Genomic DNA, 22,927 nt, shown 5'->3' on the forward strand with positions numbered 1-22,927 from the left:
TCGAGTTAAGGTTGGCGATCTCGGTATGTACCTTCGAATTAGATTTAGTTAGGTAAACAATGAGAAAAATACAGTTTATGATCTTGATCACCTAAAGCGTAATACATACTTTTAAAACGAATCAACAAACCTAAAGTCATACTTTTTTTGCTCACCATAATATGCAACAATGATATTGTCATGAAAAATAATTAGTTTAGAGGTTCTATGTCTGGTGTTGCTAGTTTAAACGATTTCAAGTTATTAAATATTAAATGTAAAAAGTATTTTGACCTTTACTCAAAAGGCGCTGTCTTTGCTAAGCAACCAGAGAATGACAAGCTAAAGGAACGGTTTGGTTTTTATCTGTTCATGCTTGAAAGTTTGTGTGATGAGAAAGATCTTGATCGTATAAGTGATATTATCACTGATACTGAATACAACGCATACCTAACAGGTAATCGATTTAATGACCAAGGTATTGATGCGATTTATATTAATGATGAAAGTAAAGAAATATTATTATTCAACTTTAAGTTTAGAGAGTCATTTAAACCAGGTCAGATGCAAAGTTCAAATGAAGCTTTTGTTTCAACAAAGCTAGTAAATTGTATCTTGAATGGGAATTCTGACGGTCTAGAAGGAAAGTTAAAGAGTTTAGTTGATCACGCGATAGAAAGACTCAATAGTAATGATGTCTGGAAGACCTCTCTTTATATACTTAGCAATGAAGCAGTTCCAATAAATAATGATGAGACGGCTATTCAGCAACTGAAAGACTTTTATGATATGGAAGTTATTTCCATTTGCCTTCCTCAAATTAAATCAATGATGTCTATTCGACCGAAGCCAATATCTTCAGAGCTTATAATCGACAATGACGCTTTAATGTCCTATTCGGAAAATACCATCTCAACCTCAAAGTCATATATAGTAAGATTAAATGCGGCAGATATAATTAGAATAACATGTAAAAATCAAGAGCTAAGAAATAACTACAATTGTGAGAAAATTGAAGTTTTAGCTAAAGAGCGGATAGAATATGGAGTTTTATTCGATAATGTTCGAGGTTTTGTTCAAAAATCAAAATACAATGAAGCCATAGCGCGTTCTCTAAAAGAAGATCCTAGCAAGTTCTTCATGTATAACAATGGCATGACAATTGTTGCTAAAGATATTAAAGCAGAGCCTGTTAATGGTAACAAGAAGGTAAGAATTTCTATCACTGACTTCCAAGTGCTAAATGGAGGTCAAACGCTCCGAACGCTTCATAATTTCAATGCTCAAGATGATTCTCATATATCTGAGTTTTTATCTAAAAGCGAAGTCTTAGTTAGAATATTCAATGCCTCAAATAGTGAGTCCGTTAACAAAATCGCTGAATACACTAATAGCCAAAATTCAATCTCAAATGTAGATTTAAAGTCTTTGAGTACTCTACAAATTCAACTAGAACAACTTTTGGATGAACATGACATTATCTACTCAAGAAAGAATGGTGATACTGGCATGAATGATCAAAAAGATTACAAATACAAAATTAGTATGGAGTTATTTGGACAGATACTGTTTGCAATTCAAGGTAATCCTGAAAAATCATCTAACCAAAAACAACATATCTTTGGTAAATATTATGATGACATCTTCTCGGAAAAAAACTTCAATATATCAGATGCACCAGCGATTATAGAAAGCTACTTTGACATTAAAAAATCATATGACTCAGTAACGGAAAGTCTACAGAAGATTGAACAAAAAGTATTCTATATATTATATATGAGAAAAGTTCGTAGTGATCTTGATAATCAGGCTTGTATTGATGAACTTGAACGTATACTAGATCTGTTTGAACCGTCTAAGAAAACGATTACAGATGCTCGTAAAATGATCCAAGTCCGTTTTAAAGATTTTCTTAATGAGCAATTAGGCTTATATTAGTATGATTTTTTAATAACTGTTAAATGGGGAGTGATTGACGACTCCCTATCTAATCTAAATTTGAACAAGCCATAGTACCAAGTTTTGTTACCATTAGTTAGAGTATTTCAAAACCCCAATTTTACTATTTACTTTGATGTAGCTGGTAACTCACTTTGAGGCAAAAGCTTGTTTGCTCTCCCCCATCCCCCTGTAAAAACCAAGTACATTTACCTTTACGCGGTGGCCATAAACCATAGTTGGGGTTACATCGCTCGTTTGTGCTGGACGTGAGATAATCTTCGATTAACTCAACCATTTTTAAGGATAAAAATGACTGCCAGTGCTTACCTTAACCAACTCAACCAAGACTACTTGGCCATTCACCGCCGCAAAGAAGATTACTTTTGGCAAACCTACATGGGCATTAGTGATGACCAAGCGGGGGCAACCAAAGCCCAAACCGAGTGGACTCACTTTCTCTCACAAGGGTCAAGAATAGAAGAAATCCGCCAACAGATCGCCGCAGCAGAAAACATCAGCGATAGCGAGCAACGAGAGCAAACCCTGCAAGGGCTGAATGGCTGGTTAGCCATGTTCCAAGCCCATGCGATAGAATCTCTCCAAGCTCAGCAACTGAAAAACGAGCTGATCGAGTTCGAAGCTGAGCTATTTAGCAAAAAACAGCAACATGTGCTGACTTACACAAACGAACACGGTGAGGTGATTGAAGCCAGTTTACCCGAGCTCAGTTCAACCATTCGTGCCAATAACTTTGAGTCAGATGGACATTCAGAAGGACTATGTACGGGAATGGTTGGGTCATGAAGTTTTAGACAAGCCAATCATAGTTCATGACTGGCAAGCAGAATAGAATTAGCCCTGAACAGTATGAGCTTTTTGGATAGTTTTGTTCTGAGACTCTGTCGCTGCGACAATGACGCGCTTATAAACCTTGTTTTTATCACCAGCAGATGTATTACGAACAAATCTGGCAAGTGGTGAAGTAGCATTGTTGGCTTTAGAATCAATCATCACGCTTCTCCTGGTGCCTACTAGCACCTACGATTTCTCTTACAACTTCCAAAGTATACGCTGGATCCAAATACTGTTGCAAACTGATTATATCACTGTGATGGCTGTGGGTAGTTCCATCGTTATCTTTAAGAAGCAAATCAACCTGAATTTGAGAGCCATATTTCTCTTTAAGTTGTTCGATAACCTGCTGAGAACCAAAGAACTGTTCAACAAAATGTTCTGGTAAGATCCTTCTTCCTTCGACCTTCTCTCTTGCCTTTACAAAGTTCCATGCCAGCTCCGGTCGTTGATAAACAAAGACCACTAATACCATCCTACCTTTTTTTAGCGAGCGGCCTATGTTTTTATCCGCGACATGAAAGCTAGCCAACGTCCCATCCAGAAGAAAGCTCTGGTTATTCTTAAAAATCATATCCATGGCACGTTCGACAAGTGTAATCACCGCAGATTGGAATAAGTATGAATTGTTCCCATTGTAATCTTCAAACTCCTCCCTTAAATCATCAGGGTCAAGGCGCAAAACATGTCCACCATCCTCAGTTAAAACTGCAACCAACTCCTTAGAAGACTCAGTTTTCCCTGCACCTGGAGATCCGCTCATAAACACAGAAACTGGCTCCAACTCTGGAGCGTAGAGACTGGTGTCGGTAAGCCTGCGACAAATCCTAGTACGATTTTTCTTTGCAAAATCCAAGGCCTTTTTCTTAATAGCCAACTCGCTGGGTGAAAGTTCCAATTCATCTTCTCCAGTGGAAAGAAATCGCCTGCTCCCCAAAGAGGCACCAGCAATTTTCACGTTGTATCGTTTATTCAGCTTTTAGTTAATCAATTTCTTCAAAAACGGATTATACCAATCACACCTCTAGATATCCGTATCTTAGGAAATTTTGAGTGCATCTTTGCTCTCAACACCAAGATAGCGAATGGTGTTATCAAATTTCACATGCCCTAAAAGTAGCTGTACCGCCCTGATATTTTTTGTTCTCGCCTATTAGTCCTTCGCATGGAGTAGATACCATACTGCGCAGCGTTAAGTCCAAGCGTCGTTGCCCATTTTTTATGCTGTGGACGTAATAGGAGTAGCTCATTGGCGCCCCAATTTTTTTGGACTAGGAAAGATAAAGTCCTAGTGAGAAAGTTGACTAATAAACAACCTCTGGCTGAGTGCGTGTTGAGTTTGCTCTCACCCCCCATCCCCCTGTAAATACCAAGTACATTTACCTTTACGCGGTGGCCATAAAACCATAGCTGGTTTTGCATCGCTCGTTTGTGCTGGGCGTGAGATAATCTTCGATTAACTCAACCATTTTTAAGGATAAAAATGACTGCCAGTGCTTACCTTAACCAACTCAACCAAGATTACTTGGCCATTCACCGCCGCAAAGAAGATTACTTTTGGCAAACCTACATGGGTATTAGCGATGATCAAGCGGGGGCAACCAAAGCCCAAACCGAGTGGACTCACTTTCTCTCACAAGGGTCAAGAATAGAAGAAATCCGCCAACAGATCGCCGCAGCAGAGAACATCAGCGATAACGAGCAACGAGAGCAAACCCTGCAAGGGCTGAATGGCTGGTTAGCCATGTTCCAAGCCCATGCGATAGAATCTCGCCAAGCTCAGCAACTGAAAAACGAGCTGATCGAGTTCGAAGCTGATCTATTCACCAAAAAGCAGCAACATGTGCTGACTTACACAAACGAACACGGTGAGGCGATTGAAGCCAGTTTACCGGTGCTCAGTTCAACCATTCGTGCCAATAACCTTGAGTCCGTGCGTCAATCAGCTCATCAATCGCTGCTAGAACTAGAGCAATGGTTGCTTGAACAAGGCTTTTTGCCATTAGTACAAAAGCGTAACGCCTTTGCTCGCGCCATGGGTTATGCCAATTACTTTGACTATTCGGTGCAAAAGACCGAAAAAATGAGCAGCGAAGCCCTGTTTACCATTTTGGATGATTTCGAGCAGCGTACCCGTCAACGCCATCAAGAGAGCTTAAGCACACTGGTTGCCGAGCAAGGGGAAGAATGCCTCAAAGGGCATAATTTTGTTTTCTCGTTTGCTGGCGATGTGATGCGTGATCTCGACCCTTATGTGCCGTTTTCGCAATCCTTACGCCGCTGGGTAGAATCGTTTGGCCGCTTACATATCAACTATTCAGAGGCTGAGCTGACTTTAGATTTGCTGGATCGCAAAGGAAAATACCCCAATGGTTTTTGTCACGGCCCGATCCCATCTTTTTACCATCAAGGACAATGGGTTGCGGCTAAAGTCAACTTTACCTCCAATGCCAAACCTGACCAAATCGGCAGTGGCTATGATGGTATCAACACCCTGTTTCATGAAGGTGGCCATGCGGCGCATTTTGCTAATGTGAAACTCAACGCCCCTTGCTTCTCACAAGAGTTTGCGCCAACCTCCATGGCCTACGCTGAAACGCAATCGATGTTTTGTGATAGCCTACTCAACGACGCCGATTGGCTAAAACGCTATGCCTTGGATAACAAGGGCAACCCGGTTCCTGATAGTGTCATTCAAGCGATGGTGAATAACCGTCAGCCATTCAAAGCGTATCAAGAACGAAGCATTCTGCTGGTGCCTTATTTTGAACGCGCCCTGTATCAATTGAGCGATGAGCAGTTAACCGCTGAACAGGTGACGGCTTTAGCCCGTGAAACCGAGCAGCGTATTCTTGGCCTTGAGTCGAGCCCTCGCCCACTGTTGGCGATTCCGCACCTATTATCCGATGAATCAGCCTGCGCTTACCAAGGTTACTTATTGGCTCATATGGCGGTGTATCAAACGCGGGCTTACTTTATGGAAAAGTTTGGCTACCTAACAGATAACCCACAGATTGGCCCATTTCTCGCCAAGCATTATTGGCATAAGGGGAATCAAGTCTCACATTCTGAATCGATCCAAAGCCTCACTGGTGAAGGTTTTAATGCTAAATATCTGGCCGATGTCTGTAACCTTTCTGCCGAGCAAGCTTGGCAACAAGAGCTGCAAAAAATCGCGGCGATGCAGAGCCGTCAACCGAGCAGCCCAGCGCCACTGAATGCGAAAATCACCATCGTCGATGGGGAGCAAGTGATTGCGTCTAATGCGGTGTCTGATGAGCAGATGTGCCAGCAGTTTGAAGATTACATTATGCAGACTTACGGCTGTTAACGGCTCTATCCCCTGACGACTTGAGCAGCGGTGATCTTTATTGCCAGCAACCTCAAGTGGTTTGGGGATAGAAAACCCATAGCTTAAACCTGCTTCGGATAATGCTTTTTCAGTAAGCTGTGCACATTGCGCTTACGTTTGTAGGTTTCCGCCAGTGATGTTATCGCGAGATAAACATTGCTCGATACTGCACGCCACTCATTATCTTCCCCCTTTTTTTTAGCGCTCTGTATTAACTCATTGAACTGTAATTATTATTTTATATTGATGACATATTAACTTCATTTTTGGATGCCAACCTCCTGCTCTGGTTTGACCAGTTTTGGATTTTTAGTGCACAACCCCCATCCCCAAACAGCGTGGTGTTAGGGATAAAAAAGATGGAAATAAGGAAGTTATTATGTCTATGTCTCGCAGAGGCTTTATAAAGGCGGTTTCCGCTAGCATGGTCGCTAGCAGTTTGATCGCGTGTCAATCTGATGATACACAGTTCAAACCGGTCACCTTTGAGCATGGTGTAGCCAGTGGAGATCCGTTACAAGATGCCGTTATCATCTGGACTCGGGTAACCACCGAAAGTCGTTACGCAGAAGTGACTTGGCAACTGTCTGAGCATGAGGATTTTGCTCACTTAGTGGCTTCTGGCAAACGGCAAACTGACAGCGAAAAAGACTTTACAGTCAAAGTTGATGTCACAGGATTAGCCGCAGGAAAAAACTATTTTTATCGCTTTATATGTCAGGGAATAAACAGCCAAGTGGGGCGAACCAAAACGTTGGCACAAGGCGAGTTAGCCAAAGCATCGTTGGCGGTGGTTTCTTGCTCTAATTACCCGACAGGGTACTTCAACGTTTATCGAGAAATCGTTCTCCAGCATCAGAAAAAGCCGTTTGATGCGGTACTGCATTTAGGCGATTACATTTACGAATACGGCTCCGGTGGTTATGCCACCGAAAATGCGGCGTCCCTTGGACGTGAACCGAGCCGTGGTACTGAGTGTGTCAGCCTGCAAGATTATCGAGCACGTTATGCACAATATCGCCAAGATAGCGATCTACAAGCCTTGCATGCTTCGATGCCGATGATTGCAGTATGGGATGATCATGAAATTGCTAATGACACTTGGCTTAATGGCGCTGAAAATCATCAACCAGAACAAGGCAGTTTTGAATTGCGACGCGCCGCAGCCGCTGCTGCATGGGTAGAATGGCTCCCTGTCCGTGAAAACCCTGAATCGAATGTAATTATCTATCGTCACTTCTCTTTTGGCGATCTTTTGGATCTCTACATGCTCGATACTCGTGTCGTCGCCCGTGATGAACCATTGGATTATTTTTCGTTGTCCTCTCCCTCAATGGAAGGCATCGCGGGATTGGTTGCTCAGTCTCGTCAACCCGGTCGAAACCTATTAGGTCAGCATCAAAAACAGTGGCTAAAAAACCAAATGGCTAACGCTTCTGGTAAATGGTCAATCATGGGCCAACAAGTATTGATGAGTCGAATGGAGCTACCAAGCACAGTAATGCAAGCGCTGTTTGGTTTGTTTATGGCTGATGACGAGAATAAAGCCCTAGCCCTAAATCATGTCAACCAAGCTATCCAAACGTACCTTGCCAATCCTAACTCAGATCCGCATCTTATCCCCTACAACCTTGATGCTTGGGATGGCTATTATCAAGAGAGAGAATGGCTTTATCATTTAGCGCAACAAGAAGGCAAACGGTTTATTAGCTTAGCAGGTGACAGTCATAATGCATGGTGTAGCCAACTGTTTGATGCGCAGGGCAAAGCGATAGGTATCGAATTTGCGACATCATCGGTCAGTTCGCCCGGTTTAGAAGAGTACCTAGGCGTTGATGGCTCGACTATTATGCAAATGGAGCATGTTCTGCCACTGTTGGTCAGAGAGCTGCAATGGACAGATTTGAAGCAACGCGGTTTTCTACGCTTAGATGTCACCAAAGAGAAAGCTGAAGCTACTTGGACTTTTATTTCCAATATCATGACCAAGGATTACCAAGTAAAACAAAAAACCATCGCTACTGAAGATGGTAAAGGGATTAGCATCCGTTGAGTCTCTATCCCCTGACGACTTGAGCAGCGGTGATCTTTATTGCCAGTAACCTCAAGTGGTTTGGGGATAGAAAACCCATAGCTTAAACCTGCTTCGGATAATGCTTTTTCAATAAGCTGTGCATATTACGCTTACGTTTGTAGGTTTCCGCCAGTGATGTTATCGCGAGATAAAAATCAGCGAGTGCGGCTGGGTGTTTAGCCAATAAGCGCTCGACGCGTTGTAAATGGTGAATGGCCTCTTGATAACCTTGGTTACTGGTGCGGTCAATACACACGTGAGCAACACGAATCTTGATCAATGGGCGAATCGCTAAGTAAGCAATACGCAACGGCAGCACCATGTTTACACATCTCTTGGTATTCAGCGGCTGGGCAAGTGCAGTAGCTTGATAATGTTTGACCACCATTGAGTTGCACACGGTAAAGCTGAGAGCCTTTTACTTCGGCATTGGCGGTATGACCATTAACGGTCAATTTACGCACCGCTCCACTTTTCGCGAGCTGCATGCCTTTTTGTAATGAGCTCGGTTCGCACAGGGCAAACAGAACAGTAAAATCAAAGAAAGGAAAAGGAATTATTAGGCATAAGCAGATCCGTTTTCGCTATCGTCGGCCTTGTCTGGTCAAGACGTTGCTAGGGGTTTCACGCACTTTGCCTATTTTGGATTGGAGCTTCAAGTCAAACATCGTGATAATGAATAAAACGGTGGCTCGTTTAACTTCATAACTGGTTTGCAATTAAATGGTTTATTTAGGAATTTCACTGAGCGATAATCTCGCACATAGGCTGCTCATATAATCAGCCTGATGATGAATATAAAATGGAATTTTTAATGCTTGCCATCCCTCTTCCCTTTATAGCATCTTTGCTATTTATCATTACCGCCTTATTCATGCGTCCCAAACGTAATTGGCTAAAGTCTGGAGTATTTTGGTTCAGTATACTCTGCTCTACGATGACCGCCGTCGTCGGATTAAGGTGGACATTTGATATTGCTTTATTACGCTGTATTCAACCTATTCTAGGTGCGATGTTGCCTGTCGCAGCCTGGCTTTGCTTTTCTAAAACTCAGCACGCAAAGACTAAATATCTCCACTGGCTTGGTCCTATTATTGTCGCAATTGCTTCTACCAATCCATCACGAGTTTGGTTAGTCACTATTGATATTGTTTTGATTTGTCTTTATTTAGCCTACGGACTCTTACTCATAAAAGAATCATTAAAAATACCAACCCATGTCCGCCTTAATCAAATTACCACGGTTTTATTTGCTCAAAGAGCAGCAGGACTCTTGTTACTAATGTCAGCTCTGATTGATGGGATGATCAGTTATGATTTAATTCGTAACAGTGCTGCGCACATCAATCTTATTTTATCCTCTAGTTATCTAGCCTTGATCGTAGGAATCGTCACAACGGTAACTATCGCTAGTCAGCATACTGTGGTTGAGCCAACAAATAACGTGATAACACAGCCCCCACTAACGGAAATAAAATCATCATCTTTATCAATGAGTAAGCAAGAAGCAACACAGATTTGTGACAAACTCAGCCACTTACTCACAGAAAAAGAACTGTATAAGGATGTTGATTTAACTCTAGCGAAGCTCTCAAAGTGGCTCGGAGTGCCAGCGAAGCCACTTTCTCAAGCAATCAATCAGGTGTACGGAGAAAATATTTCCAGAGTGATCAATTCATTTAGAATAGAGCATGCTAAATCACTGCTTTTAACCAGTAATATGTCGATCACCGAAGTTTATTTAGCGTCAGGGTTTCAAACTAAATCCAATTTCCATCGTGAGTTTTCACGTATCACGGGGCAAACACCCAGTGGCTACCGAAACTCATCATCATAATGCTATCAAGCCCTTCCTAAATATGACACTAAGCTTGCTCACGCTCCTTGCCTTAAAAACAATAAAATATCGGCAAATATGCTTTGATGAAGATCGCTGCGCGTTATGCCTCTTCCATCTTTACAAATGATACCGTCACCTTGCACTTCTTCTTCAAGTAAATGGATTGCACCAGGCTTGCAAATGGGTAAAAAACTAAAATGCATCGCTTGCTCATACACTTTATAACGCCGTGATAGTAGCGGTATGTGTTCAGCTAAAAAACCTGACTCTTGAGTTTGAGGGAGATCACCAATATCAATGCCAGCCGCCAAAATCAAAACAGGTGTTTTTATTTTATGAAGACTAGAGGAGGAAAAACTGCGCGCCAAACCTAAATCTAAGCTGATTACTTGCTTAATACGCTCATCGTGTAACCTTGCTGACAAAGGTTCATTGGGTTGTGACTCGGCCAATCCTAGCTCTTTTGCCAACCCACAAGTTCTAGGGTTTGGGTACAAAAGACATTGCTGATGAAAAAAAGCGCGATCTACCTGAGCACCAACCAGTTGTAACACGGTCCAGCCACCTAAAGAATGGCCTATCGCAGTCACATTCGTACGATCAATCACGCCGGACCACTGCTCATCAGACAATAAATAATCAAGCAGCCGACTTAAATCCTTCGGTCTTTGCCACCATTGCGCAGCTTGTTGAGGAGATGAATCAAGTGTCGTTGTTCCAGGGTGATCAACCGCTGCAACAACATAACCCTGCTCAACCAACTTCACCGCTAGCCAATGCTGGTTTCGCCAGTTACCTCGATAACCATGAGAAAGCATCACCAAAGGGGCAGAAGCGGTATTTACTGCACCATTTTCTATCACTGGATTACCTTGAAAAACTGGATTATCAGCAATCAAAGTGATTTGATTGGACGGCTTAGCTGGGTACCAGATGGATATAGATAAGGGCCTTTCTAAAGATTGGCTGATAACCTTTTGTTGGAAGCCAATCTCTGTAGCCGCCATACTTGATGGTAACATCAGTACCAGAGTAATAAATGAACAAAACCAACGCATAACCCACTCCTTTATAAATGATAATCTTCAGAGCTAGATTCTGATATCGCGCTTTCTAATGCGTCCTCAATCCGGTTTTAGGACCTAAAAAATAAACCAAACCTAACCAAAGTTGGCACCAGTCACACAAAAATAAACAAACAAGAAGCTTCTTACATCTTGGGCGTGATTTTTATCACTTACAACAGGTAAGCATATCCTTACCATTCAGATAACGAATCAATGTGTCTTATCTGTCTGTATCGTTTAAATCGGTTTTGTTTTGATTTTGAATAGACAGTTACTCTATGGTGTGAATAATGAAAAAAATGCGACTTACTCCGACCGCTTTGCTGCTCAGTAGCGCACTGCTCGTGGGCTGTAATCAGGATATCGATACCATGGCAACACCTGAAAAAACGCTTAAAATTGCTACCTATAATCTCTCTTTTGACCGTAACACCTTTGCAGAACTGGTGACTGAAATGCAGGTAGAACCTGCGCAGCAGCAAGCTTTGGTTGAAGCTTACTTAGCGGGCAAGATTGAACAAAAAGACAAAACATTAGCGCAAAATGTTATCCAGATCCGCAATGTCGCGGCGGTTATTCAACATAATCGCCCTGATGTATTGATGATGGCGGAATTTAATAATGATGGTACTGGTGAAGATACTTCGGCGTTGATCGGCTTTCAAAAAAATTATTTGTCTGTCGCGCAAAGCCGACAAGGCGCAGGAGGCGAGCCAGATTTAGAGCCGATTGATTATCCGTTTGCTAAAGCCTACGCCACCAATACTGGGCTATTGAGTGAATTTGATTTAGATAATAATGGCCAAAAGGGTCAGTTACCGGGCGATGCTTGGGGATTTGGTTTTTATCACGGTCAATACGCGTTTGCTTTACTGTCTAAGTACCCAATTGATGCGAGCCAAACACGCACCTTCCAGCACTTTAAATGGAAAGATATGGCTGGAGCAGAAAACCCCAAGATCACCATCTGTGATGGCTCACAAAAAATTCCTCAAGGCATGGTGTGTGGTGATGCTTGGTATAGTGATGCAGAATGGCAACAGGTACGTTTATCGTCTAAAAACCATGTGGATGCGCCGATTGTGATTCCAACTGCCGATGGGGAGCAAGTGATCCATTTACTGATGTCTCACCCGACGCCCCCGGTCTTTGACCCTGGTAAAAATCAGCAACAAAACGCTGCAGAAGTGCAGTTTTGGCACCATTACATACAAAATCAGCCTTATTTTTACGATGATGCTGGTAAGACTGGCGGATTAGCCAACAATGAAAGGTTTGTCATCATGGGCGATTTAAATCTCGACCCGGTCGCCGGTGATGGGTTAAGTGAAATAATGCAAGCACTGCATGCTGATCCGCTACTTAATCAAAAGGTGACTCAAGGGACGCTTTACCCAAGTAGCCTTGGTGCCGCTGAATTTGCTGCGCAGCGATCATCAACTCATCCTCATCCACAGCGAATCACGTCCACTTTTGGCTTAGGCGTTGATTATGCTCTGCCTTCGGCTAACTTAACCGTTATTGATTCAGGTGTTTATTGGCCAGCGTCTGATCAGGTGGGCTATCGTTTAATGAATGACTCGCGTTTGGGCCGTTATGGGGACGGTAAAGATGTCTCTTCCGACCATCGCCTAATATGGGTTGAAGTGAAGTTATAGGGTATCCCAAGTTGTTGGGGGATAAGAAAAGAGGCTCTATTTAGAGCCTCAATCAAGCAAGTTTAGCCAACCGCAGGAAAATCTAAGATGCTGGTGGCGACGGAGAAATAGATAATAACTCCGACCGCATCGGCAATAGTGGTAACCAGTGGTGCACTGGCCGATGCCGGATCAAACTTAAGTTTGCTGAGAATAAATGGCAGTGACATCCCCACCAGCGATCCAACTACGACCACAATTTGCATGGTTAACGCTACCACTAAGGCAATTTCTGGACCGCCGCGCCATAAGCCAAGCAACGATACCGCAATCGCCATAGTGACACCCAGTAAACCGGCGATAAACAGTTCTTTAGCCAGCATTTTCGCCCAGTCTTTACCAATGACTTCGCCAGTGGCAATAGCTCGGACCATCAGCGTTGCCGACTGCGCCCCGGCATTACCACTACTACCAATCAATAAGGGTAAGAAAAAGACCAGCGCAACGTAGGCTTGAATCGTATCTTCAAAATAGGCGATCCCCGCTCCGGAAAAGAGATTACCGAACACCAGCAAAACTAACCAAAACACGCGCTTACGGTACATCAATCCAACGGAAGCATCTTTTAGGTTACCGGAGAAATCGACCGCGGCAGATTTATGAATCGAACGATCTGCTTCTTCTTCTGCAACGTCCATCGCATCGTCATAAGTCACAATACCGACCATGCGATTTTGTTGATCCAATACCGGGAGAGCGAGTAAGTCATATTTACTGATCGCTTGCGCGGCCACATTTTGCGCTTCATCCACCCGTACAAAGATCAGCACTTGAGTCATGATTTTGCCAACCGTTAGACTTGGCTCAGAAATCATCAAATCACGCAGGGAAACGGTACCTTGCAGATGCATTTGCTCATCAACAACGTAAGCTTGGTAAATAGTTTCTCGCTCACTGGCGATTTTCCGTAGTTGGTTGATGGCTTCTTCAACGGTTTGATGGGCATCGAGCGTCGCAAAATCCGAGGTCATTAATGCCCCGACGCTCTCTTCTGGATAAGAGACTAAGCGCTGAATATCGCGCCGGTCTTCCGCATCCATTTGTTGTAAAACTTGATGCTGAAACTCGGGTTCTAATTGAGTAAGTAAATCAGCGCGTTCATCATGGGGCATGAGCTCCGTCATTTGTGCGAGCTCTTGCGCATTAAGCTCTTCGGCGAGCTTTTCTTGCCAGCGCAAGGAAAAATACCCAAATAGAGCGGCTTGTTTTTCTAGAGAAATCAGCAGTAACAATTGCCCCGCTTCTTTAGCGGTTAAACGTTGATTATCCAACAATTCGGTGAGGGCTTCTGCGCAGTCAGCCAGTGGGTGCTCTTCAACAAAGCGTTCCATAGCTTCGGCATTTTGACTGATGTGCAGCGCCATGAGGTCTTGAGTCATGATATTGATTGACATCTAAATACTCTTTTCATTGTCATGTGAGCATGAATCAACGTCATTATTGTTTTATCTTATGACATGCTCTTTGCTCTTAGCGACTAAAGATACTGAGAGATAAAATAATAATAAGATGAATAGCATGCAAATGGCTGATTTTAGCACAGTTATAAGACAACCAGAGCGAAGAAAAAGAAAATCAGGCTATTCTGACTACGTGCTAAGAAAATAGACGTCGACAAAATAGCCTGATGAAGGTTGTAAATGACAAGGTCGCTTCACTTATCCAGACGACAGCGAGTTAAGCTTCCACAACTTGCCAACTAGCCAGTGAAACGGTCGGCTCTAAACTTAATCGACCAATCACCCGTTCGATGTGTGAATCGGTCCGTTGTGTTGCCATCACCGAAGAGATGACACGTACCTGAGTCTGTTTATCTTGGATTAAGGTTTCACTTTCTAGCTTTTGTAATTGCAAAGCCCCCGAAGAGACACCTTGCAATAATAAAGCTCGAACATGCGCTTCATCACTCTCTAAACAAACCACCTCTAAACGGTATTGCCACCAGCATTCCGCTTGTTGGACGGACTCGACAGGGCGATGGTTGATGATCCTCACTAACGGGCGTAATAGGGTATTGGTGGCCAAAATAACGATCGTCACCGCAACCGCACCTGACCACTGATTGGCGCCAATCATCACTCCTATCGCGGCAGAGCACCACAAAGTAGCCGCGGTATTTAAGCCGCGAATATTGGCCCCTTCTTTCATTATTACCCCAGCACCGAGAAAGCCGATGCCTGAGACTACCTGCGCTGCCACGCGTGTTGGACTGGCATCGCCATCGACCATCATCGACATCAGAGTAAAGCTCGCCGCACCAAGGGACACTAAAGCGTTGGTCCTCAAACCGGCCATGCGTTGATGCCATTGACGCTCAAGCCCCACCATGGCTCCCAAGCCTGCGGCTAACATGAGCGGCAGGATAAAATCAAAAATGTCCCACATGGCGAGCTCCTATGCCCATTTATACCGTGGGCGGAAAATCCAGAATCATCGTCGCCACCGAGAAATAAATGATGACTCCCACCGCATCGGCAATCGTAGTGATCAATGGCGCACTAGCGGAAGCAGGATCAAACTTCAGTTTGCTAAGAACAAACGGCAGTGACATACCAACGACGGAGCCAACAATCACCACAATTTGCATGGTAATTGCCACGACTAAAGCAATCTCTGGTCCACCGCGCCATAAACCAAGCATCGATACCGCGACAGCCATGGTTACGCCGAGTAGCCCTGCTATCATCACTTCTCTACCGAGCATTTTTGCCCAATCTTTACCGATCACTTCTCCGGTAGCCAGTGCCCGAACCATCAAGGTGGCAGACTGAGACCCCGCGTTACCGCCACTGTCGATCAACAGCGGTAAAAAGAAGACCAAGGCGACGTAGGCTTGAATGGTATCTTCAAAATGGGCGATCCCTGCGCCAGAAAAAAGGTTACCGAACACCAGCAAGACCAACCAAAAGACCCGTTTACGGTACATTAATCCCACTGAGGCTTCTTTTAAGTTACCCGTGAAATCGACCGCTGCCGATTTGTGCATGTGGCGATCAGCTTCTTCTTCTGCCACATCCATCGCATCATCATAAGTCACAATACCCACTAGACGATTTTGTCCATCGACTACGGGTAACGCGAGCAAATCATATTTACTGATCGCTTGTGCTGCGACGTTTTGATCTTCATCGACTCGGACAAAAATCAACACTCGGGTCATGATCTTACCCACAGTTAAACTGGGCTCTGAAATCACCAAATCGCGTAGTGACACCGTACCTTGTAAACGCTGCTGATCATCGACCACATAAGCCTGATAGATAGTTTCGGTTTGCTTAGCAATGCTGCGCAATTTTTGCATCGCTTGCTCGACCGTATAATCGGCAGCGAGTACAGCAAAATCAGAGGTCATCACCGCACCGACACTCTCCTCTGGATAAGCAACCAGCCTTTGAATGTCAGAACGCTCCTCGCTATCCATTTGATCCAACACTTGCTGTTGCAGTTCTGGTTCCAGTTGAGTCAGTAAATCGGCTCGTTCATCGTGTGGCATAAGCTCAGTTAACTGAGTGAGTTGCTGAGCATCCATTTGCTCAGCGAGTTTTTCTTGCCACGTTAAACTGAAATAACCAAACAGAGCCACTTGCTTTTCTAATGGCAGCAACGTAAGCAATTGACATACGTCTTGTTCAGTAAATTGTCGCTCGGTTAATAGCTGTGAAAAAGCTTCAGCACAGTCAGCCAAAGGATGTTGGTCGATAAAACGTAGCATCGCGGCTTGATTATGGCTGATGTGCAGTGCCAACAGCTCTTGAGTCATGATAGAAACAGACATCGTGCTCTTCCCTTAGTGCTTCCAAAAACGCACAAAGCGCTTCCAGCCAGATGAAGTTTTAGCCACACCTTGATCATTAAGCTCAAGTTGATGACGAATGATCGCGCGGGCAGCGTTTAATTCCAAGACACCCACGACACGGTGGCGGCTATCCAGTATTGGTAGCACGGGCCATTGGCTTTTTCTCAGTTGTAATGCGGCAGGATAAGCTTCGCTTAAGGCGAAAGTATAATGGTTAGACCCTTGTACTAGCGCCGTGACGGGCTGGGTTTTATCAGCACATAATAAACGGCTAATAGACACCAAACCTTGGTACTCAGCGCGATCATTAATCAAAGCAATAACATGAACAGAAGAAGAAAACAGCGGGCTCGCTTTGAGCATGGTGATCACTTCTTGCACCTGCAATTGGTCACTAACACAGAAAAAATCACGCTTAGCGTGGCTCAATACTGCGCGTTGCACTGGGGTACGGGCTTTTTTTACATCAGCGATGTAATGCGTACGAAAAACTGTCATCTTTGTCTCTCCTGAGTTGGGCTCAGGACAAAGAAACCTGGTGATCGCAACCACAAATTTTGCCTAAACGAAAAACGCTTAGCGCAACAATGGGTTTGCGAAGCACGACGTGTCGGCTCACAGCGTGTGAGCATCAGTCATAGGTTACGCAAAGGCAAACGTTGCCTTACTGCGCAAAGTATTAACGTATGGAATTAACGATGGAAGGAAAGAGTTCGCTTTGCCAAGGGTAGTTACCGCCTGACAACAGCTAAAGAGAATTTAGCGACAGGCTAGCAAGAAACCGTTGGTGTTTTCGAACCATCGAAAAGACCATACTGTGATATTCGACTACTCGACGAGTCCATAGGTTTCTATTGTACCTCGATAAATTAAAAGGGATCGATTGTTGCTCGGCTTAACGCTTAAAGTATAGCGTTAAATCACATCAACCGGGTTATTTTTCGCGCTGAATATTATTGATCAACCAATTGAAAGTCAATTTAAAATTAAGCGCGAACGCATTTTTTACCATTTATCTCAAGCCAGCAACAACGGTTCTCTTGGGAGGAAGGCCAACTAACGTAACGTCTCTTGATTGACACCGAGGTTCTCACCTAGCCACATCACTTGCTGTTCACTATGATCATGCCAGTCATCACCAGAGACAGGATGAATCAAGACACTCAAGGGACCACGTGCATTATCCAGCCAATCAATAAATGATTTTTGCTGTTCAGAGAAATGAATTTCAAACATCGGTTTGCGATGGGGGCCAACCAAACGCGGGACCAAAGGAAAGATGGCACTAATCTGCTCGCGGCATTCAGCAATAATGGTTTGCTGCAAAGCATAAGCGAATGGCTGCTGAGATAAATCAAAATAAACATGAGCGTGATACATCATTTACTCCTTGGGCAAGTAGGACAAGTTCTCACTATTATACGGGGCGTAGCGATGAAACCTAGCCTGAGTTTTTCAGCAACTTGGTTAAGATTTTTGAACGATCAGATTGATTCATCGTTACTCGCCAGTACATATCACTACAGAGTAAGCAGCCATCGCCAATCGTATCGATTAATCAGCTCGATAAACTTGCCCTTTTAACCATTCAATAAAAATCGTCGTGGTTTCCGTTTGATTATGAACAATAAAGTAATAGCCAGCGTTCGCCGCTATTGGCTCAAATGGCGTGACTAATTTGCCCTGTTCTAATTCATTACTCAGTAGAGCCAGCCTTGCCATCGCGATACCAACGCCCGCCTCAGCCGCCGACATGGCCATGTCGGTTCGATTAAAAAAATGACCTTGATGAGTCGCCAATTCAATGCCCATTTCCGAAGCCCAATACAACCACTCATAATCTCGCGCCGCTTTTGCCCATGGCATGGCATCATGCAACAAAACGACCTCGCGCCACGCCGATGGACGACGAGCATGTGTCATTAAATCAGGATGAGCCGCCAGATAAGCCGGGCTCATAACCGGTAATAAATACTCTTCCAATAATAATTCTGCGTTGGCTTTAGAATAAGGAAACGGCCCGTAGTCAATCGCCAGATCAAAATCGCGCCGATCGCTATCCACCAATGCTCCTTCCGCGAAGGTTTGAATTTGAATATCAGGATGATGACGATAAAAGTCTTCCAGCCGGGGCACCAACCATTTAAAAGCAAATGATGGGGTGAGTTTTAAACGTATCTCACGTCGATTGGCTCGTTGGTTAAGATGCTCAATTGTACTGTCAATATCTTGCAAGCTACGTTGGACAACCACCAACAAGGTTTGTCCCGCTTCGGTCAACCGCACCCCTCGCGAGTGCCGTTCAAAAAGACTAAAACCTAATTGCGCTTCAAGCTGCAATAATTGCTGGCTAATCGCTCCCGTCGTAATGTGCAAACTTTTGGCCGCACTACTGAAACTGGTATGATGAGCGACCTGTACAAAGGTATGTAATGCTGCAAGGTAAGTATTCTTTAACATGGTAAGAGCCTTTAGAAAAACTAAACACTGATGATAATTTTTATCGATTGTTAACAAAAGGTAAAGCAAAGAAACTACTTACGTTGTTAATTTGGAGGTTGTCATGGAAATTATTATTTTAGGTAGTGGTGTTATTGGCTTAACCAGTGCTTGGTATTTATCACAAGCAGGGCACAGTGTGACGGTTATCGATCGTCAAGCCAGAAGTGCAGAAGAAACCAGTTTTGCCAACGCAGGGCAAGTTTCCTACGGTTATTCTTCGCCTTGGGCAGCCCCAGGTGTACCGCAAAAAGCCATCAAATGGCTACTGGAAAAACACGCACCGCTGAAAATTAAGCCATCACTTGATCCCAAGCTACTCAATTGGACAACCCAAATGCTGGCGAACTGCCAGTTATCTCGTTATCAAATTAATAAAGCTCGCATGTTATCGATTGCTAATCATAGCCGAGAGTGTTTGATTGAGTTGAATAAAAACTACGATATTCAATATCAAGGCCGCCAAAAAGGCACCTTGCAAGTGTTTCGAAAGCAGAAACAATTGCAAGCGGTTGAAAAAGACATGCAGTTGCTGGAAGAAAGTGGCACTCGTTTCGAACTGATGGATGTCGCAGGCTGCTTGAAACAAGAGCCAGGATTAACGCCTGTTCAAGATAAACTGGTTGGTGGCCTTTATTTACCCGATGACGAAACTGGTGACTGTTATCTGTTTTGCCAACAATTAACCGAGTTAGCAAAATCGAAAGGCGTACGCTTTGAGTTTAATACTCAAGTGCAAGGCTTACTGAGCGAAGGCAATAAGATCACCGGTGTCCAAACCGATAAGGGGCTACTTAAAGCCGATGCTTATGTGGTTGCGATGGGCAGTTACTCTCCGGCGCTGCTCAAACCATTTGGCATTGATCTCCCCGTTTATCCAGTAAAAGGATACTCATTAACCGTACCGATCCGTGACGCCGATTTTGCTCCGCAATCCACCGTGATGGATGAAACCTATAAGGTTGCCCTAACCCGTTTTGATGAACGTATTCGCGTCGCTGGAACCGCTGAATTAGCGGGCTTTGACCCTTCAATTCCCGAAGCGCGTAAAGCCACGATTGAAATGGTGGTGAAGGATCTCTTCCCTCAAGGCGGTTATTTCGAACAAGCGGAATTTTGGACTGGCTTTCGCCCAATGACTCCCGATGGTACGCCAATCATTGGCGCAACCAAGCTCGACAATCTTTATACTAACACTGGACATGGCACATTAGGCTGGACGATGGCTTGTGGCTCAGCCAGTTTACTGGCTGATATTATCAGCCAACGTCCGAGTAAAATAAAAACCAGTGAACTCAACGTGTCTCGCTATGGTCAGGCGGTATCATAGGATTATGAGCGTCTAATCAATCCGTATTTTCACCTCCTCTCTGGCTCAACACCGTTATGGTGTATGAGCCATTTTTGTTTAGCCTCTATCACCCTCGCACAATACATCACTAAAAATTAACATGTTACGACTATTTATGTGATCAAAGCCACGCAAACACACAAGAAAGAAAAAACCAGTTAACAAAATAGTTACAAGAGATTTAAGATGTGGATGCAAAACAAACACAACAATTCGTTAACAGGGAAACTTTCATGCAGTCATTTGTTGATTTTATTAATGGAATAATTTGGAGCCCAGCCCTAGTGTATTTATGTCTTGGCGCTGGTTTGTTTTACTCAATCAATACTCGCTTTGTACAAGTTCGTCATTTCACCGAAATGTGGCGCTTGTTACTGTCAGGTAAAAGCTCATCAAAAGGAATATCTTCTTTTCAGGCATTGGCGGTATCTTTATCCGGTCGAGTCGGGACAGGTAATATAGCTGGTGTCGCTGCAGCGATTGGTTTTGGTGGGCCAGGCGCAGTATTTTGGATGTGGATGGTGGCCTTTTTTGGTGCTGCCACCGCGTATGCAGAGTCGACCTTAGCGCAAATTTATAAAGAAGAAGACAAAGATACTGGTCAGTTCCGTGGTGGACCGGCTTATTACATTGAAAAAGCCATGGGCACCTTTAGTTTTGCGAAGATCTTTACCGGTGCATTAATCTGTATTGTGCTGGCTTTCATTATTTTCGGTGGCGTTAAGCGTATTGCTCAATTTACTCAGTTTGTCGTTCCTTTTATGGCACTGGCTTACGTTATCCTCGCCTTTATCATCATTCTTTTAAATATCACTCAAGTTCCCGCAATCTTCGTTATGATTATTGGTGATGCTTTCACGCCTATGGCTGGCTTTGGTGCTGCTATCGGTTGGGGGGTGATGCGTGGCGTATATTCTAATGAAGCAGGTCAAGGAACCGGTCCTCATGCTGCAGCTGCAGCGAGTGTCCAACATCCAGTGCAACAAGGGTTAGTTCAGTCATTTTCTGTCTATATTGATACTTTACTGGTTTGTTCAGCCACTGCTTTCATGATCCTAATAACCGGCGCTTATAATGTTCACGGCGCAGAGGGGATGATACTGCAAAATTTACCAGCCGACATTGCAGCTAACAGCCCAGCCTTTACCCAAATGGCGATTGAAACCACCCTACCAGGGATTGGTAAGCCATTCGTTGCTATGGCGCTGTTCTTCTTCTCATTTACCACGATATTAGCTTATTACTATATCGCAGAGACTAACATTGCCTACATTCGCCGTAGCTTCAAAATCAGTAGTGCTATGTTTTTACTCAAAGTGGCCATGGTTGCAGTGGTGTTCTACGGTAGTATCAATACCGCTAACCTTGCATGGGCGCTCGGCGACGTTGGTGTAGGGCTAATGGCATGGCTCAATATTGTCGGTATTTTAATTATCTTCTTTTTGGCTAAACCGACCATCGTGGCGCTAAAAGATTATGAAGAACAACAAAAGCAAGGCGTTGAAGAATTTACTTTCAACCCCGTCAAGCTTGGCATTAAAAATGCCACTTATTGGGAAGAGAAATACCTACGTAAAACCGGCCAAGCTCCCACAGCTGAACCTGAAGAAGGTAAAGCAACCGAGCTGCCAAGTACCTAAATAATAAGGCCGCTTTGTAAACACAACTTGCTGTATATAAAAACAAAAAACAGTACCAAGGGTTAGCGATTGCTAACCCTTTTTTATATTTGCATAATGCTGATTGTAATAAAAAACGAGCGCAGGATAAACTGTGCCATAATCCGGCTTTATAAGGATTTACATGGATGTTTAAAGTACTGATCACCGGCTTTGAGCCATTTGGAGAGGATAGCCTTAACCCATCACTGGCATTAATCAATGCACAACAACAACTACAACTTCCTGGCGTTGAAACGATCGGCTGTGTTCTACCCGTGGTCCGTTATCAAGCCGCTGAAACTGCGATTAAAGCCATTGAGATACATCAACCCGATTTAGTCTTGATGTTCGGGCAAGCCAGCGGACGCGCCGCCATTACACCAGAGCGAGTAGCCATTAATCTTGATGACTACCGGGATAGCCGATAATGCCGGTCATCAACCTATCGATGAACCCATTATTCCCCATGGACCAGCGGCGTACTTTACTACCCTGCCGGTCAAAGCCATGGTGGAGGATTTACAACAAGCGGGGATCGCCGCCGAAGTATCCCACTCGGCAGGAACCTTTGTCTGTAATCATCTGTTTTATGCTGTGCAGCACTATTTAGCTCAACATGATATTCCGAGTGGCTTTATCCATATCCCAGCATTACCAGAACAAGTTCCAGCGACTAATCCATCACTACCCAGCTTAGGATTAGAACCGCTCATAGCAGCCGTACGAGTCATGATTCAAACCTGTTATCACAGCAAACAAGACAGACAAATCGTCGGTGGAAGTGTGTGCTGATGGTCATAAAATGCAAAAAGCTGGCC

17 protein-coding genes and 4 pseudogenes are annotated in these 22,927 nt (G+C 44.0%); 9 read left to right on the forward strand and 12 right to left on the reverse strand.

The window, feature by feature from the left end:
• Positions 1 to 207 precede the first annotated feature (207 nt).
• Entirely contained in the window at positions 208 to 1,917 is a 1,710-nt protein-coding gene (locus tag VIB_RS09940) for an AIPR family protein (RefSeq protein WP_004395808.1), read from the forward strand.
• Between the two features lie 312 nt (positions 1,918 to 2,229).
• A pseudogene (locus VIB_RS09945) lies at positions 2,230 to 2,679 on the forward strand (M3 family metallopeptidase); the annotation flags it as partial.
• A gap of 93 nt (positions 2,680 to 2,772) precedes the next feature.
• Here the strand turns inward: VIB_RS09945 and VIB_RS17775 are convergent.
• From VIB_RS17775 to VIB_RS18355, 3 genes and pseudogenes are all read right to left on the reverse strand, one after another.
• Complete coding sequence (locus tag VIB_RS17775; RefSeq protein WP_004395810.1) at positions 2,773 to 2,931, reverse strand: hypothetical protein; 159 nt, start codon at positions 2,929 to 2,931, stop codon at positions 2,773 to 2,775.
• Positions 2,924 to 3,670: a zeta toxin family protein gene (locus tag VIB_RS09950; protein WP_040904894.1), complete on the reverse strand. Its 747-nt coding sequence runs from the start codon at positions 3,668 to 3,670 to the stop codon at positions 2,924 to 2,926. The genes VIB_RS17775 and VIB_RS09950 overlap by 8 nt, the downstream gene beginning before the upstream one ends.
• 141 nt (positions 3,671 to 3,811) lie before the next feature.
• A pseudogene (locus tag VIB_RS18355) lies at positions 3,812 to 4,060 on the reverse strand (site-specific integrase); the annotation flags it as partial.
• A gap of 195 nt (positions 4,061 to 4,255) precedes the next feature.
• On the opposite strand from VIB_RS18355, the gene VIB_RS09960 reads away from it, so the two are divergent.
• Positions 4,256 to 6,103, forward strand: coding sequence for a M3 family metallopeptidase (locus tag VIB_RS09960; protein ID WP_004395812.1), 1,848 nt, complete (start codon positions 4,256 to 4,258; stop codon positions 6,101 to 6,103).
• A 400-nt stretch (positions 6,104 to 6,503) separates the two neighbouring features.
• Positions 6,504 to 8,177, forward strand: coding sequence for an alkaline phosphatase D family protein (locus tag VIB_RS09965; protein ID WP_004395813.1), 1,674 nt, complete (start codon positions 6,504 to 6,506; stop codon positions 8,175 to 8,177).
• An 82-nt stretch (positions 8,178 to 8,259) separates the two neighbouring features.
• Here VIB_RS09965 and VIB_RS09970 read toward each other — a convergent pair.
• Together VIB_RS09970 and VIB_RS17335 are read right to left on the reverse strand one after the other, a co-directional pair.
• Positions 8,260 to 8,448, reverse strand: a pseudogene (locus VIB_RS09970) (SWIM zinc finger family protein); the annotation flags it as partial.
• Complete coding sequence (locus tag VIB_RS17335; protein ID WP_083797764.1) at positions 8,444 to 8,686, reverse strand: SWIM zinc finger family protein; 243 nt, start codon at positions 8,684 to 8,686, stop codon at positions 8,444 to 8,446. The gene VIB_RS17335 and the pseudogene VIB_RS09970, both read right to left, overlap by 5 nt.
• Before the next feature lie 314 nt (positions 8,687 to 9,000).
• Here VIB_RS17335 and VIB_RS09975 point away from each other — a divergent pair, with 314 nt between their 5' ends.
• Positions 9,001 to 10,035 carry a helix-turn-helix domain-containing protein gene (locus tag VIB_RS09975; RefSeq protein ID WP_244262428.1) on the forward strand — a complete coding sequence of 345 codons (1,035 nt, stop codon included), beginning with the start codon at positions 9,001 to 9,003 and terminating at the stop codon, positions 10,033 to 10,035.
• A gap of 38 nt (positions 10,036 to 10,073) precedes the next feature.
• Here VIB_RS09975 and VIB_RS09980 read toward each other — a convergent pair whose 3' ends face one another.
• The gene (locus VIB_RS09980) at positions 10,074 to 11,096 is read right to left on the reverse strand and encodes an alpha/beta hydrolase family protein (protein WP_004395816.1); all 1,023 of its coding nucleotides are present in this window, start codon (positions 11,094 to 11,096) and stop codon (positions 10,074 to 10,076) included.
• A 299-nt stretch (positions 11,097 to 11,395) separates the two neighbouring features.
• On the opposite strand from VIB_RS09980, the gene VIB_RS09985 reads away from it, so the two are divergent.
• A complete protein-coding gene (locus VIB_RS09985) occupies positions 11,396 to 12,763 on the forward strand; it encodes an endonuclease/exonuclease/phosphatase family protein (protein ID WP_004395817.1) in 1,368 nt (455 codons plus the stop codon).
• 62 nt (positions 12,764 to 12,825) lie between these two features.
• Here VIB_RS09985 and mgtE (VIB_RS09990) read toward each other — a convergent pair whose 3' ends face one another.
• The 6 genes from mgtE (VIB_RS09990) to VIB_RS10015 all read right to left on the reverse strand — a co-directional run bounded on the left by mgtE (VIB_RS09990) (position 12,826) and on the right by VIB_RS10015 (position 19,058).
• The gene (mgtE, locus tag VIB_RS09990; RefSeq protein ID WP_004395818.1) at positions 12,826 to 14,196 is read right to left on the reverse strand and encodes a magnesium transporter; all 1,371 of its coding nucleotides are present in this window, start codon (positions 14,194 to 14,196) and stop codon (positions 12,826 to 12,828) included.
• A 283-nt stretch (positions 14,197 to 14,479) separates the two neighbouring features.
• A complete protein-coding gene (locus tag VIB_RS09995; RefSeq protein ID WP_004395819.1) occupies positions 14,480 to 15,187 on the reverse strand; it encodes an MgtC/SapB family protein in 708 nt (235 codons plus the stop codon).
• 19 nt (positions 15,188 to 15,206) lie between these two features.
• Positions 15,207 to 16,577, reverse strand: a complete 1,371-nt coding sequence (gene mgtE, locus VIB_RS10000) for a magnesium transporter (protein WP_004395820.1) — start codon at positions 16,575 to 16,577, stop codon at positions 15,207 to 15,209.
• A 12-nt stretch (positions 16,578 to 16,589) separates the two neighbouring features.
• A complete protein-coding gene (locus VIB_RS10005) occupies positions 16,590 to 17,096 on the reverse strand; it encodes a CBS domain-containing protein (protein ID WP_004395821.1) in 507 nt (168 codons plus the stop codon).
• A 558-nt stretch (positions 17,097 to 17,654) separates the two neighbouring features.
• The gene (locus VIB_RS10010) at positions 17,655 to 17,978 is read right to left on the reverse strand and encodes a DOPA 4,5-dioxygenase family protein (protein WP_004395822.1); all 324 of its coding nucleotides are present in this window, start codon (positions 17,976 to 17,978) and stop codon (positions 17,655 to 17,657) included.
• A 174-nt stretch (positions 17,979 to 18,152) separates the two neighbouring features.
• A complete protein-coding gene (locus tag VIB_RS10015; protein WP_004395823.1) occupies positions 18,153 to 19,058 on the reverse strand; it encodes a LysR substrate-binding domain-containing protein in 906 nt (301 codons plus the stop codon).
• Positions 19,059 to 19,161: 103 nt separating this feature from the next.
• On the opposite strand from VIB_RS10015, the gene VIB_RS10020 reads away from it, so the two are divergent.
• The 3 genes and pseudogenes from VIB_RS10020 (at position 19,162) to pcp (ending at position 22,901) form a co-directional block, all read left to right on the forward strand.
• Positions 19,162 to 20,427: a D-amino acid dehydrogenase gene (locus VIB_RS10020; RefSeq protein ID WP_004395825.1), complete on the forward strand. Its 1,266-nt coding sequence runs from the start codon at positions 19,162 to 19,164 to the stop codon at positions 20,425 to 20,427.
• Positions 20,428 to 20,681: 254 nt separating this feature from the next.
• On the forward strand, positions 20,682 to 22,088 hold the full coding sequence (locus VIB_RS10025) for an alanine/glycine:cation symporter family protein (protein ID WP_040904629.1): 1,407 nt from the start codon (positions 20,682 to 20,684) through the stop codon (positions 22,086 to 22,088).
• Between the two features lie 167 nt (positions 22,089 to 22,255).
• Positions 22,256 to 22,901: pseudogene (gene pcp / locus VIB_RS10030) on the forward strand (pyroglutamyl-peptidase I).
• Positions 22,902 to 22,927 lie beyond the last annotated feature (26 nt).

Origin of the sequence: Vibrio metschnikovii CIP 69.14, assembly GCF_000176155.1 — a bacterium.
Taxonomy (GTDB): domain Bacteria; phylum Pseudomonadota; class Gammaproteobacteria; order Enterobacterales; family Vibrionaceae; genus Vibrio; species Vibrio metschnikovii.